The following is a 14,476-nucleotide window of genomic DNA, read 5'->3' as shown; positions in this document are numbered from 1 at the left end:
GCTTTCATGGATAAACCACCCGTTGATCCGCAGAACCCGTTGCTGGAGTTGCGCCGGCTGACACCCGCGCGGATTGCCTTGGGGCGCACAGGCACCAGCATGCCAACCAGCGCCCAACTGGATTTCCAGTACGCCCATGCGCAGGCGCGGGATGCCGTGCATTTGCCGTTCGACTCGGCGGGGCTCCGCGCTCAACTGACCGAGATCGGGCGCGACAGTTTGTTGCTGCACAGCGCCGCCACGAACCGGGACAGCTATTTGCAGCGCCCTGATCTGGGGCGCAAGTTGAGCGATGAGTCCGCGCAGACGCTTCGAGCGTATGCGGCGGCCAATCCCGGCGACATCGATCTGGTGATTGTGGTGGCCGACGGATTGTCGGCACTGGCCGTGCATCGCCATACCCTGCCGTTTCTCTCACGCCTGGAAGAACAGGTGCTGGCCGAAGGCTGGTCCGTGGCACCGGTGATGCTGGTGGAACAGGGCCGCGTAGCGGTGGCCGACGAGATCGGTGAACTGATGGGGGCGAAAATGACGGTCATCCTGATCGGTGAACGCCCCGGGCTCAGCTCCCCCGATAGTCTGGGTTTATATTTCACTTACAATCCAAAGGTTGGCCTGACGGATGCTTATCGCAATTGCATCTCCAACGTTCGACTCGAAGGCCTGAGTTACGGCATGGCCGCTCACCGTTTGCTGTATTTGATGCGGGAAGCCTGTCGTAGACAGTTGTCGGGGGTCAATCTCAAGGACGAAGCACAGCTTCAGACGCTGGAATCGGACGCCGGTACGGACATGAAACGAAACTTCCTGCTGGGGCAGACAGATGCCTGAACCGTTTCCGCATTGCGTTTGCGAATGGGTTTCAGGCAGGATCGACGAACGGCCGCCACGGGTTTCCCATCGCCGTCAACGCACGTAAGACAGCCACTTGAAGACGAGACCTACCATGCGGATTATTCAAGCGACCCTCGAACACCTGGACCTATTGGCGCCAATGTTCGTCAAATATCGTGAATTTTATGGATCCCTGCCGTACCCGGACTCGTCCCGAGCGTTCCTCGAAAAACGCCTGCGCCGCAAAGAGTCGGTGATTTATCTGGCGTTGTCCGATGACGACAGCAACAAACTGATGGGTTTCTGCCAGTTGTACCCTAGCTTTTCGTCCCTTTCGCTGAAGCGTGTATGGATCCTCAACGACATTTATGTCGCCGAAGACGCCCGCCGCCAATTGGTCGCTGACAACCTGATCCGTACCGCGAAAAAAATGGCCAAGGAAACCAATGCCGTGCGCATGCGCGTTTCCACCAGCAGCAACAACGAAGTCGCGCGTAAAACCTATGAATCCATCGGGTTCAAGGAAGACACCGAGTTCAAGAACTACGTGTTGCCGATCAGCGACGAGCTCTGAGCCCCAGCCGTCCACTGTGGGAGCCAGCTCGCTCCCACAGAAAACCTGCCTGGACCATCGGTCTAATGCGACATTCCCCGCTACAAACTGAACGCTCTTTTCACTTTTCAGTCCGTATAATCCCGATCTTTCCGACTTGTAAGAAAAACTACACCCCCATGTAGTCTTATACGCAGTCATCCGCACAGGCCTGCTGAGTCGGGCCGTCACCACAGGTGCCCCCATGGATTTCAACCCGATCGACATTATTCTGCATCTCGACGTTTACCTCGACATGCTGGTGACCAACTATGGGACCTGGATTTACGCCATCCTGTTTCTGGTGATTTTCTGTGAAACCGGTCTGGTGGTCATGCCGTTCTTGCCGGGCGACTCGCTGTTGTTCATCGCCGGTGCCGTGGCGGCCGGTGGCGGCATGGATCCGGTATTGCTGGGCGGCCTGTTGATGCTCGCGGCGATTCTCGGCGACAGCACCAACTACCTGATTGGTCGAACGGCCGGCGAAAAACTGTTCAGTAACCCGGACTCGAAGATCTTCCGCCGTGACTACCTGCAACAAACCCACGATTTCTACGAAAGGCACGGCGGTAAAACCGTGACCCTGGCGCGTTTCCTGCCGATCATTCGTACCTTTGCACCGTTCGTCGCCGGTGTCGGCAAGATGCCTTACCCGCGGTTCTTTTTCTTCAGCGTGCTCGGCACGATCCTCTGGGTCGGCGGCCTGGTGACCCTCGGTTACTTCTTCGGCAACGTACCGTTCATCAAGAAAAACCTGTCGTTGCTGGTGGTCGGCATCATCCTGCTGTCGCTGGTGCCGATGATCATCAGCATGGTCCGCAGCCGCCTCGGCAACGCCGCGTCCAAAGCCCAATCGCGCTGACAGGTGATGTGGTCGCTTAGCGCCTGGCGTCGCCAGCGCACCCTGGCCAAGCACCCGATTGCCGACGACATGTGGCAGCGGGTGCGCCATCACCTGAGCTTCCTCGATGGCATCAGCGCCACTGAAGACCAGTGGTTGCGCGAAGCCAGCGTGCTGTTCCTCGAAGACAAACACCTGACCGCCCTGCCCGGCGTCGAACTGCACCAGGAGCAGCGCCTGCTGCTGGCCGCGCAGGCACAATTGCCGCTGCTGAACCTGGGCGATTTGAACTGGTACCAGGGTTTCCACGAAATCATCCTCTACCCCGACGACTTCCTCAGCCCCCAGCGCCATCGCGATGCCAGCGGCGTCGAGCACGAGTGGGACGGCGAACACAGTGGCGAGGCGTGGCAACAGGGCCCGATCATCCTCGCCTGGCCGGGCGTGATGGCCAGTGGTGGCTGGGAAGGCTACAACCTGGTCATCCACGAACTCGCGCACAAACTCGACATGCTCAACGGCGTCGCCAACGGCCTGCCGCCGCTGCACCCGGACATGCGGGTCAGCGATTGGGCCAAGGTGATGCAAGAGGCCTACGACGACCTCGACCGGCAACTGGAGCGCAATCCGGACGCCGAAACCGCGATCGATCCGTATGCGGCGGAAAACCCTGCCGAGTTTTTCGCCGTCACCAGTGAATACTTCTTCAGCGCTCCGGATTTGCTGCATGAGGCTTATCCCAAGGTGTATGAACAGCTGAAGTTGTTTTATCGACAGGATCCACTGAGCCGGTTGCAGCAACTTCTGGCCGAGGACCCGGTCTATCAGGCACGCGACTAAGGTCTACACGACTTCTGGTACATGGCGTCATCGGCGGAATATGCCTATAATCGCCGCCACTTTTTGGTCAATCCGGCCAAGTGTTTTTGGTCAACTAACGGGGGCACCGCCCAATGAGCTACAGCAAGATTCCGGCTGGCAAAGACCTGCCGAACGACATCTACGTCGCGATCGAGATCCCGGCCAACCACGCGCCGATCAAATACGAAATCGACAAAGACAGCGATTGCCTGTTCGTTGACCGTTTCATGGCCACCCCGATGTTCTACCCGGCCAACTACGGTTATATCCCGAACACCCTGGCTGACGACGGTGATCCCCTCGACGTGCTGGTCGTGACCCCTTACCCGGTTGCTCCAGGTTCGGTGATCCGCGCTCGTCCAGTCGGCATCCTGAACATGACCGACGACGGCGGCGGCGATGCCAAAGTCATCGCAGTCCCACACGACAAGCTGTCCCAGCTGTACGTCGACGTGAAGGAATACACCGACCTGCCTCCACTGTTGATCCAGCAGATCGAGCACTTCTTCGCGAACTACAAAGATCTCGAAAAAGGCAAATGGGTGAAGATTGAAGGCTGGGCCGGCGCTGATGCCGCCCGCGAAGCGATCACCAAGTCGGCTGCCGCCTACAAAGGCTAAGACGCCATTGGCCTTGCGCCACTGACGACTTGAAAAAAACCCCGGTTGATCCGGGGTTTTTTGTGGGCGCTCACAAAGGGCTTTAAACAGCGTGTTTATCTTTTCGCCGCTGCGGTTTTTCTCTGTTTAATTTGTTCCAAATACGTCTTACATCCGGTCGTAAATTTCCCTCGAAATTTGAACGGTTCGTTTATTCAAAGCCCCGCCCTGCGCCCGTAGACTCGTGTTTATGAAAAAGAACACTAGCGGCCCACGGTTCAAAGCATTGCTCGAAAAAGCCAAGATCACGACGACAGGATTTGCCGCTTTTTTCGACACGGAAGCTCAAAACATCCACAACTGGTACACCCGCGGTGTGCCCGCTTACCGCATGGAAGAGGTTTCCAGATTACTCTCGGTCAACAGCCACTGGCTCAAAACCGGCGAAGGCCCGGAAGACGCCAAACACCTGCGCCTGCTCGACGAGTCCGGCAACACCTTCGACGCCCAGGCGATTCGTGGCATCTACACGGTGATCGAGCCGACCGACGTCGAACTGCCCCTCTACAAAGAAACACCCATCGCCCCCGGGTCTCACAAAACCCACATCGTGGAAGACACCGGCCAATTCATCCGCCTACCCAAAAGCCACCTCGACTCCCTTGAAATCAACCATGCCGATGCGATCTGTATTCACATGCTCGGTAATAGCATGGGCGCGAGAATTGAGGACGGCTCGATCCTCGCCATCGACCGTGGGCTGACCAAAGTTATTGATGGGGAGATTTACGCCCTCGACCATGACGGGATGCTGCGCATCAAATACCTGCACCGGATGCCCGGGAATGCGCTGCGGTTGCGCAGCTACAACAAAACCGAGCACCCGGATGAGATTTTCAGCGCAGAGCAGATTGATAAGCAGAACATCAGGGTGCTGGGCTGGGTGTTCTGGTGGTCGACGCTCAACAAACGGCGACCGTCAGTGCCGTTCCTGTAAACACCCGCCGTCGCGCCCACATTGGAATGCGATCAAATGTGGGAGCGAGCCTGCTCGCGATGGCGGCTGAACATTCACCCTACAAACCCGGACGGGTGACTGAACTCAATGCACCAATCGCTCTACACCACACTCCACGCTGGGAATTTCCTCAAATAATCAGTATGCTGCGCCCCACATTTGCGCATCGACCCGCCTCGCGGCGGAGAATCGCACCGACAAGGCAGATGATCTTCTCGCCGAGTCCCACAGCCGGACGCAAGATCCGGGTGTACGTTTTGAAGGCTGGCGCGGTTTACCAAAAATGAACCAAGCCAGTCCCCGAGAAGCCGGCCACAAGCCGGCTTTTTAATGCCTGCGATTTGAGAACCTTCGTGCAACGTCACGGATAACTAAACGACTTAACCAACGTCAACTCCCCCACCGCCCGCATCGGCACCAGAAACGTCTCCATCTTCTCGCTCGGCGTCCCTTCCTCGGTAATCACCGTCACCTGCGCAGTCGTCAGCGGCTGAACCGCATCCTCCTGTCCTTCCTCATCACTGCTATACCCACCGCCAAAGTAATTCACATACACCAGATACTGCCCTTTGATCGGCGCCGGCATGGCAAAGATCTCCGGCCCATACCCGGTCGTCACGTCAACATCCAGCGCCGCACCATTCGGCGCAACTCGATCGCCGTACCAGATGTGCGCCCCATCCGGCGTAATCAGGTGTAAGTCGAGGTCGGTGCCGTCACTGTCCCACGACAATAACACCCGCAACTTGGCCGGTGTCGCACCGCCACTGGCATTGAGGAACTGCGTGCGATGGCGCTGCTGCCCATCGGGGCTGCGCACTTCGACGCTGTTGCTGCCATTGGGAAACGAAAACGGCCGATCAAAGCGGCCTGCCGGATCAATCTTCAGCGGCATGCTCACGCCGTTGACGATCAAGCGACCAGGCTCCTTCGACTTGGGCGTGGCTTTGATCTGGCCGCTGATGCGCGCGGTGTTGGCCTGCCCTACCGGGGTGTTCACCGACGAAGCGGGATAGTTGACGGTCTGGCGAAAGTTTTCGCCTTCGCCCTCTACCGCGCCCGTGCGCCAACCGCCGACGGGGGTGTCGAGTTTGACGGCGGCGTCTGCGGCGAAAATCGTCGGCATCGCGCAAAAAGTACAGAGGAACAGGAGGACCTGTGGATAACGGAGTTTCATGGCCTATTCCAGCAAGAGGTGGCGGGCGAGCCCTTCGATGTAGGTTTCATCCTGGCCGTTGGGGTGTGCTTCGAAGGCCAGGTGCAGGTATTCGTGGGTCAGGTCGAGGCGGTCTTGCAGCGAGAGCACGCCGCGCACGTAAATGCGCTGGCGTTCGCGGTCGACGTAGGGACGACCGAAAGCCAGGCGGCAGACGGCGAAGGTGCTGACTTCGTTGTAGCCGACCTCGCTTTCCAACCGCGCACGCCAGCCGCGGCGCTGGGTTTGCAGCCAGTCTTGCGCGGCGGGCAGCGCTTCGCAGGAGGCGACGGGGTTGTCCCAGCGGCTTAGACTCGCGCGTGGGTAGGCGTGCAGCAGGATCGCGTCGTAGCGCTGGCCGGCGTTGGCTTGTTCGACGGCTTGTTGCCAGGACAGTTTGTCCGGGCCGGGTTGGTCGGAGTGGTAGGTGACGGTGCTGCCGGCCAACACGAGATCACTGGTCCATGCGGCGATGTTGCGTGATTCAAGCGTGGCCGGGCGCGGGGCGACGCGTTGGCGGCTGCTGCTGTCGTCGATGCTCAGGCAGTCGCCACTGCGCGTGGCGTTTTGCAGCAGATAAGTGCGGATGGCGACGGCCAGGGCTTTGGCGGCTTCGGCAGGTTCGGGCTTGGCTTCGCGCTGGAGGACGCGGGCGACGTATTCTTCGCGGTCCAGACGGGCGACGAGTTTGTCCTTGAGCAAAAAAAGTTCGCCGTCGCTGTGAATATCCAGTTGGTTGCCGTTGCTGAATTCGACGCGGTAGTCGCCCTGCAATGGCCCGGAAGACACAACACGATCTCCCGCCAAAACGCGCTCGATCGGATAGCGAGAAAACAGTCCGACTTCGACGCAGCGTCCCGTGTCCGCTGGCCAGTCAGTCGGCAACACCGAAGCCAACGCCTCAGCGTAATGACGAAGCACCATTTGACTGGTCCCGCGCCCACCCGCCCAGATCGGCGTGCTATCCGTTGTCCAACCGGCAAAACCGCCCTGACGCGACGACGGATCCTGATCCCCCAGCCAGCTCCAGGTTTTCACCCGCAACCGGCCACCGAGTTCGCCCACCACATTGCCGTCGGCGGCATTGAGCACCACGTCCAGCAACACCCGCCGCGCCTGATCCTGCGCGGGCATCACGGCCAACACCTTGAGCAATTCAGCGACGGACACTCGCATAGAGGGTTTTAACGACGGCAGATCCAGCAACCACTCCGGCGCCTGTCGCGCCTGCCAATACGTGCGCCAGTCAGCGGCAGTGATGCCCAAGCGTGCCGGTTCAAAATACAAACCGCACGATTTCACCAACGCCTGATCACGCTCGATCGTGCCGCCGGCGGTGCAGCAATAAACCTCGTCCTTCGACTGCCCACGACATTCATAGGCAGGCTCATGGGCGCCGGTATCCACCAGCCAACCGTACACAAACAACTTCCACAAGCTGCCCAACGGCGCCTGCACATCAGCGGGCAACGGCTCGCGTGAAATCACCTGAGTCCGGTTCAACGAAATCAGTTCACCCTTGAAGCCCAGCCGCAGCGGTTCGTCCTGCGCTGTCGCCAGCGCAGGAATCAAACACAGCAGCAACCAGACCAGAGGCCGGGTCATATCAGTTAACCGTGACCTGACCGAGGGCCGGTTTCTGTTCCTGCGCCTGATGTTGCGGCGCATACACCTGAGTGAAACGCACCGGCGGCAGATTGAACTGGCCCTTCTGCGAGAAGCGCACCAGATGACGCAGGCGCAATTCACCGCTCAAGGCATCCACCGGAATCGCGTAAGCCATCTGACCCGGCTCAAAACGCGCCTTCTCAAGCGCGGTCGGTTCGGTGCCAGCCTTGCCCATCAACTTGATGCCCCACGTCGTGCGCTCGACGTCCGCTCCCGGCGGCAGCGGCACTTCGAGCATGCCGTAGCGCAGCGGTTTCGCCGCTTTGCTGGTGATGATCACTTCGTCCAGGTACAGGCTGTCGCTGGACAACGGCTGGGTGCCGACCGCTTCGAGTTTGAAGGTGAAGGCTTCGTCGCCTGGCACCAGACGCGACAAGCGACGAGTGATGGTCACCGCCATCGGATCGACCGCAGGTTGTTTGGTCTGGAAGCTCAACGCGGCACGCAATGGCCGCTCCTGTGTCCCGGTCAGCGACAACACCGCGGGCACCGACGATGAACCCTGCCACGTCCAGTACATCTCACCGGTATCGCCGTACTGTTTCTTCCAGCCGTCACCCGGCGCCAGTGCGATGGTTGGCGAAGCCTGTTCGATACTGCGTTGCAGCCAGGTCAGCGCCAGCGCGCGTTCCAGCGTCGATTGCTGGGGCAGCAAGCGTTGCAGCAACGCTTGAGCGTGGACCTGATCGAAGGGTTGCAGCGACAGGTTCAACGCTTCGGCGAACGGCTGCGAGCTGACCGCCAAACGCTGCTGCGCATCCGCCAGTTGACGATTGAAAGTTTCCGGCTGTGTCACTTTGGACTGGCGCGCCAGTGATGCCGTCAACACGCGCGCAGCGGCCAGGCCCAGCGCCGAGTCCGGATCGCTCATGACAATGCTGTCTTCGCCATCCTCCATCAGGTTCGCGGCATTGCCCTCGCCCGCTTTCGCCAGGTCATCCATCAAGCCGCTGAGCAAGGTGTTCACCGGCAATTGCATCTGTTTGGCGAACGACAGGATCAGCGCGCGCTGCAACAACGGCGTGTTTTTGGCCTGTTTCGAATACACCTCCAGCACCCGCTGCCAATGCTCCGGCGGCAAGCTCAGATCCAGCACCTTGCTGGCGTTCCAGTCGGCGTAATAGGCGTAAGCGGTGAGGAAGGCATCCGGCTCGCCGTCCATGCCCCACCAGGTGAAGCTCGCCGAAGGCCCGGCCATTTGCACCAGTCGCAGGCGGCTGTTTTGCATGATCAGGCGCAAACGGTCGCGGATCTGCGGGTTCGAGGCCAGCGTCGGATAGGCGATGCTCAGCGGCAGCAAACGGCTGGCGGTCTGCTCGACGCCGCCGTACGGATAGCTCAACAGATCATCCAGCGCCGAACGGAACAGCGCTTGCGGACTGTCATCCAGACGCAGGCGAATATCCGTCGCGTCGGCCGGCAGCGTCAGCGGTGTATCGCCACTGGCGACATCCAGACTTTGGCTTTGCGTGACCTGCCAACCTTCACCGGTCGCGGTCAGGCGCACGGTCAGCGCGTCAGCGGTTTTGCCGTCCTGCACCAGTTCGGCGGTCCACTCGCCACTGGTCAACGAGAACTCCGGCAGCGCGATGTAGTTGATGCCGTTGTTCAGGGTCACTGGCACTCGCTGATCGGTGCCGCCGAAATGAATCACCAGTTCAGCCTTGACCGGTTTCTCGGCCTGGCTGAAGGCGAACACCCCGAGACTCGGCTTGTCGCCGCTACGGAATTTGGTCGGGCCGCTCCACTTCAGGTACAGCGGTTTTTCCGAACGCACGAACTGCTTCTTCTGCCCAACTTGCCCGTCATCGGCGATGGCCCGGGCGGTGATGCGCCAGCGGGTCAGCGAGTCCGGCATCTTGAAGGTGAAGCGGGTTTTGCCGTTGGCATCGGTGATTAATTCCGGCTGCCACGCGGCGGTGTCGACGTCTTCGCGACGCGGCCGCTCCAGCACTTTCACACCCCGCTCGCTGCGGTTGGCTTTACCCGGTGCGCCAGGGCTGCCCGGCAGTGCCACGTCGTAGCTGATGAACGACAGGCTCGCGCTGGTGCGCACGTTGTTGCGGCGCGGGTGGTAGAAGAACTGGTCGATGGTCGGCGCGACTTCCGGTTGCAGCGCATAGACCATTTCGTCGACCACGCTGACCGTCAGGTGCGCCGCAATCGGCTTGCCGGCGAACTGCGTGGTCAGGTCGACCGACACGGTATCACCGGGTTGATACGCCTCTTTATCGGTGGCGATGGCCACGTCGATTTGCGGCGCGACGACCTTGATCCCGGCGTTCTGGAAGCTGTATTGACCACCCTTGGTGTAGAGCACGGAGAAAGTCAGGTTCGGCGCGAAATTGTCCTTCACCGGGATGCGCGCGCGGTATTGGGTGTCGCTGAGTTTTTCCATCTTCAGCCAGTCACTGCCCTTGGACAGCAGCGCGGTGGCCTCGACTTTGTCACGCTCCAGCGACAGCAAGGCATCGCTGATCGGCTCCGGGAACGTGATCAGTGCGAGGGCTTCATCACCGGCCTTGTACTCGGGTTTATCGAGGACGATTTCCACGGTGCCTGGCACGGCTTTTACGCCGTCGCCGGTGACCGAATGACTGGTCGCACCAATGACTCGACCATGGTCATCTTTCAACGTCAGGTTGTAGGTGCCGGGACGCTCGAAGGCCACGGTGAAACCTTTGTCTTTGGCGGCCAGTTTGCCGTCGCCGGAGGTCTGGTCTTCCAGACGCACCCAGCTGTAGCTGCTCGGCGTCACGGTTTTGCTCTGCTCGTTGGCGCCCTCATTGACGAAGCTGAACGCAACCTTGTCGCCCACCGCACTGAATCGCTGCGGCGCGCGCAAACTGAAACTTGCCGCGCCACGGTCGATGAGGATTTCCTTGGTGGTCTTGACCCGATACGCCGCGCCATCGCTGGCAAACACGGTGAGCATGTAGCGGCTCGGTTTCTCGGCGGCCGGCAGGTCGAGGGTCGCGTTACCCTTGGCGTCGGTGGTCAATTCGGTGCTGGTCAGCTCCACCGGGAATTGCCCGAGGTATTGCAGTTCGTTGTCGACCATCGACAGTTGCTGGGCGCGCAGGCTCAGGCTCAACTTGGCGTTGGCCACCGGTTTGCCGTCCGGGTACAGCAGCACCAGACTGCCCTTCACCGGTTCGCCGGTGCGGTAATCCTGCTTGGCCAGGTTCAGGGAAATTTCGAAGTGCGGCTTGATGTATTCAGCCACACGGAACGCACTGCTGTAGGCCTGATCCTTGTAGCTGAATCGCAGTTCATAACCGCCCGCCACCGCATTGTCCGGCAACTGGAAACGGCCTTGGGTGCCGGCCTTGGAATCGAGCTTCAGCGCCAGCGATTGCAGCGCCGTGCCAGTGGCATCGAGCACGGTCACGTTGACGTCAGCTGCTGTCGGCGCCACCGAGTCCCGGGCATTCTTGAACTCGCGACCGACGATCTTCAGCGACACCCAATCCCCCGGCCGGTACAGCGGCCGGTCGGTGAAGGCGTAGAGTTTGGTGTCGTAGATTTCGCTGTCGTAGTAGAAGTTTTCGGAGACAAACACCCCGCCCTCTTCGTCCTCGCCAATCACGAACGAACGCTCGGGGCTGACGTGTTTCAGGCGCAACAAACCATCGCTATCGGTGGCGCCGCTGCTCATCACGCCGAGGCCATCGGTCCACAACACATTCACTTTCGGCACCGAACTGCCTTCGTGTTTGCGCGCAGCCCACACCACCAGTTCATCACCGGCGATCTTGCTCACGGCCACGGTGTTCGAGACGAAGACCATCGTCGTTGCGCGGTACTTGCCGATCAGCGCTTCCACCAGGTACAGACCCGGTTTCAGGTTGCCCAACGGGATGTACACGTTACCCGGTGCGACGCTGACGAACTCGCTGGAAGAACCGGCGAGGTTCACGCCCTCAGGCGGCTGGATCGGTTTCGCTTGCCACAGCGGATAGCGGAATTGACTGACCACCGGCAGGCCCGGGATCAGGGCGAATTGCGGCTGTGCGTCGTAAGGCGTTGGCGCGGCGATGGCGGTGCCCATTTTCAGTTCCGGCACTTCCTCGGTGACTTGCTGACGGGACTCGTAGGAAAACGCCCGTTGCATCACGCGACGGGATTTGCGGTACCAGTTGTCCCACAGGTACGCGAGGGTATTCGACAGCCCTTCACCCTTGAACTGGCCATCGCTGACCACGCGGTGCAGGTTCTTCTGGCGCTTGAGGAAATCCAGCGGCTTGTCGATGCGGTACACGCGAATGTCGGCACCGCCGTAAGGCTCCATGCGGAACCGACGATAATCGCGACCCGGCGCTTCGAGGCGAACCATCGCCTGTTCGTCGCTGGCGAAACTGCTGTCGGCCAGCAGGAAAAAGCTTTCACCGGCCACCGGCGTGTAGCCGCTCGGCGCGACGGTGTCTTCGGCGTTGACCGCCGAAAACGGCAGCAGCAAAACCAACAGCAAAGGCAGAAAACGCAACATGCGGGCACCGATCATTGTGAGAGAAAATTCAGTCGATAGACGCCGATGAAGTTGGGGTTGGCTGCGTCGGGTATCCATCGGGTGTCCTTCCATGTCATGAGTTGCTGCAGGCTTGCCGAACGCATGCCGTTGTCAGTGGGGGTGGTGGTGCCGGTGTGATAGGCGATATAGCGGCCCATCCAGATCATCAGGTGCTGGTCGTCGCCCTGATCGAAAAACATCAGGTCGCCGGGCCGGGCTTGCGCCACGTCTCGACTCACCAGATGGCTGTTGAACTGAATCAGCTTGATCGCGTTGACGTACGGCCCGACCTTGCCGCCGCCCTGCTGCCACTGCTGGGCGAGACCGCGTTGCGCCTCGCTCAACTGCAGTTCCGGCGGCAGGTAACGATTGGACAAGCCATTGCTGCGCAGCCATTTGTCGTCATGGACTTTCAACGCTTCGTTGGCAGCGAACCGCACCAGCCCCGCGCAGTCCTGCTGATACCAGCGCGGGCTCGGGCCTTGGGTCAGTTGTTCCTGGGCGATGCGCACGAACCAGGCGCGGAACACCTGGGATTGCTGCGGATCCAGCGGCGCTGCCTCAGTGGCAAAGGCGCGACTGCCCAGCAACAGCGCCAGCAGGCCGAGGCCGCGGATGAGTGCGGTCACAGGGCTTTCCATTCCAGCGGCAGCCATTGCCAATGGCCGTCGGGCTCGCTGCCTTCAGGCAAGGTCAGGGCGTACTTGCCGTAGCCGCCGAGCTTGCGCAGTTTCGGGATCAGGTAGGTTTGCGCGGCGTTGTAAAACACCGGTTCCATGTCCTGCGGCAGGCTGTCGAGGGTTTCCTGTTGCATCAGTTGCGCCATCGAATCCGGGCCGAAGTAGACCGGCATCAGCAGGTCTTTGGGCACCACGTCGGCCATCGGCGGGAAGCGCTTGTCGAGGGTGCCGAGGGCTTTGTCGACGAGCTTGTCGTCGAGGGAAAACAGCAGCGTCGAGCCGTGACGGGCCAGACTGACTTTCATGAAGGCCTTGCCGGAGATCGCGTCCGGATCTTCAGCGTCCTTGGCTTTGTAGGGACCGAAGTTGGAGCTGACCTGACGCTGCCATTGGTGGGTTGGGCCGTCCTGTTTTTCGATCACCGGGAACACGTGTTCTTCAACATTGGGCTCATAGGCCCCGACCATCGAGCCGAACAAAGTGCCGAGGTCACCGTCGAGTTTGGCGCTGTCCTTGTCATTCAGGCTGGCCACCAGCAACGGCGTGTACAGACGCGAATCGGCGTACCAGCACAAGCCTGCCGCACCCGCCATGTGTTCGGTCAACGCCTGGGCCACCGGCTCTTCGGCGCCGAGTTTCACCAGCAACGGTTTCTGCTGTTCAGCGGCCAGCGGCAAGGCCACGCAGGCACTGGCGCCCATCGGCATGGCTTGCCAGATCGGTTTGAAATCGAAGTCCGGCTGATCGTCCAGTTCATCCATCGCAAGGAAGCTGTGCCAACCCTTGTCGTCCATGTCGAAACGCAGCCCGGCGAAATTCGGGATGAAGCGCTGGTAACCCATGGCCAACACGCTCGAATTGACCGACAGGCGTTGCTTCACTTCCGGCGCACGCAGTGGCAGGCCGAAGGCTTCGGGGAACAGTTTGTCGCCGTTGAGCAACGCGGCGATAGCCGTGGTCGAGACACTGCCGCGCTCATCGCTTGAGCCGTTGCTCGGGTCGTAGAGTTTGGCGGGATTGGACAGCACCACCAGTTTGTCGCCATGGGAGGCGAACACCAGCGCTTTGTTGTTGTAGGTGAGCTGATACAGCGCCACGTCGTCGGCACCGACTTTCACAACACTGAGTTGGGTCAACTGCGAATCGTCCAGCGCCACTTTGGCCAGCGGTTCCAGCACCTTGGCCAGGCCACCGCGATCCATCACCAACAGGAAATCCTTGAGCCGGCCATCCGCCCCGCGCCACAGCGCCACGTCGGCCGGTTGATCGAAGAGTTGCTCGATCAGGCTGTCCTGCAATTTCAGGTCATGTTCGTAGATGATCCGCCGCAGACTGCCGATCAGGCCGAGGCGATCGACGTGCGCTTCGTAATAGAAGACGAAATCTTCGGTCAGCGTTTCCTTGAGGAACGGCACCGCCAGCAGGTCCTTGGGCAATTGGCTCAGGGAATGGGTTTCGAGCAGACCGTCCGGCCGGCTCATGCCCAGTTTGTCACTGGCCAATTGCGCCGGCGGAGCCTTGGGTTTGTGCATGAACCACCCCAACCCGCCCGCGACGCCGGCCACCAGGGCCAAGCCGACCAGCAGCGCCGGCCAGCGGCGAGGAGTTTTGGCGGCTGGTGTTTGCGCAGCCGGAGATACAGTGTTATCGCTCATGTTCACAACGCCCAATTCATCCG

11 protein-coding genes are annotated in these 14,476 nt (G+C 60.4%); 6 read left to right on the top strand and 5 right to left on the bottom strand.

The features are described from left to right. The first annotated feature begins 6 nt into the window (after positions 1 to 6). The 6 genes from eutC (at position 7) to J2X66_RS26165 (ending at position 4,724) form a co-directional block, all read left to right on the top strand. Positions 7 to 831 (top strand): ethanolamine ammonia-lyase subunit EutC, encoded by an 825-nt coding sequence (gene eutC, locus J2X66_RS26190; protein ID WP_310270441.1) that lies wholly within the window; start codon positions 7 to 9, stop codon positions 829 to 831. A 115-nt stretch (positions 832 to 946) separates the two neighbouring features. Further along, positions 947 to 1,408, top strand: a complete 462-nt coding sequence (locus tag J2X66_RS26185; RefSeq protein ID WP_027924319.1) for an N-acetyltransferase — start codon at positions 947 to 949, stop codon at positions 1,406 to 1,408. A gap of 223 nt (positions 1,409 to 1,631) precedes the next feature. Continuing rightward, positions 1,632 to 2,288, top strand: coding sequence for a DedA family protein (locus J2X66_RS26180; protein ID WP_310270439.1), 657 nt, complete (start codon positions 1,632 to 1,634; stop codon positions 2,286 to 2,288). Between the two features lie 6 nt (positions 2,289 to 2,294). After that, the gene (locus tag J2X66_RS26175) at positions 2,295 to 3,107 is read left to right on the top strand and encodes a zinc-dependent peptidase (RefSeq protein ID WP_194940774.1); all 813 of its coding nucleotides are present in this window, start codon (positions 2,295 to 2,297) and stop codon (positions 3,105 to 3,107) included. A gap of 113 nt (positions 3,108 to 3,220) precedes the next feature. Then, positions 3,221 to 3,748, top strand: coding sequence for an inorganic diphosphatase (gene ppa, locus J2X66_RS26170; protein ID WP_027924322.1), 528 nt, complete (start codon positions 3,221 to 3,223; stop codon positions 3,746 to 3,748). Between the two features lie 229 nt (positions 3,749 to 3,977). Further along, a complete protein-coding gene (locus J2X66_RS26165) occupies positions 3,978 to 4,724 on the top strand; it encodes a S24 family peptidase (protein WP_310270436.1) in 747 nt (248 codons plus the stop codon). 382 nt (positions 4,725 to 5,106) lie between these two features. Here J2X66_RS26165 and J2X66_RS26160 read toward each other — a convergent pair whose 3' ends face one another. The 5 genes from J2X66_RS26160 to J2X66_RS26140 are packed head-to-tail and all read right to left on the bottom strand — an operon-like array spanning position 5,107 to position 14,453. Continuing rightward, positions 5,107 to 5,922, bottom strand: a complete 816-nt coding sequence (locus J2X66_RS26160; protein ID WP_310270434.1) for a DUF2135 domain-containing protein — start codon at positions 5,920 to 5,922, stop codon at positions 5,107 to 5,109. 3 nt (positions 5,923 to 5,925) lie between these two features. Beyond that, positions 5,926 to 7,545 carry a DUF2300 domain-containing protein gene (locus J2X66_RS26155; RefSeq protein WP_310270432.1) on the bottom strand — a complete coding sequence of 540 codons (1,620 nt, stop codon included), beginning with the start codon at positions 7,543 to 7,545 and terminating at the stop codon, positions 5,926 to 5,928. Position 7,546: 1 nt separating this feature from the next. Further along, entirely contained in the window at positions 7,547 to 12,112 is a 4,566-nt protein-coding gene (locus J2X66_RS26150) for an alpha-2-macroglobulin (RefSeq protein ID WP_310270430.1), read from the bottom strand. Next, complete coding sequence (locus tag J2X66_RS26145) at positions 12,109 to 12,759, bottom strand: DUF1175 family protein (protein WP_310270428.1); 651 nt, start codon at positions 12,757 to 12,759, stop codon at positions 12,109 to 12,111. Before J2X66_RS26145 ends, J2X66_RS26150 begins: the two co-directional genes overlap by 4 nt. Next, positions 12,744 to 14,453 carry a DUF2138 domain-containing protein gene (locus J2X66_RS26140; RefSeq protein WP_310270426.1) on the bottom strand — a complete coding sequence of 570 codons (1,710 nt, stop codon included), beginning with the start codon at positions 14,451 to 14,453 and terminating at the stop codon, positions 12,744 to 12,746. Before J2X66_RS26140 ends, J2X66_RS26145 begins: the two co-directional genes overlap by 16 nt. Positions 14,454 to 14,476: the final 23 nt, after the last annotated feature.

The sequence above is a fragment of the Pseudomonas sp. 3296 genome, from assembly GCF_031456615.1.
Lineage (GTDB): Bacteria > Pseudomonadota > Gammaproteobacteria > Pseudomonadales > Pseudomonadaceae > Aquipseudomonas > Aquipseudomonas mucoides.
Note: the sequence above shows the minus strand (reverse complement) of the source record. Positions and strands in the feature narration are given on the sequence as shown.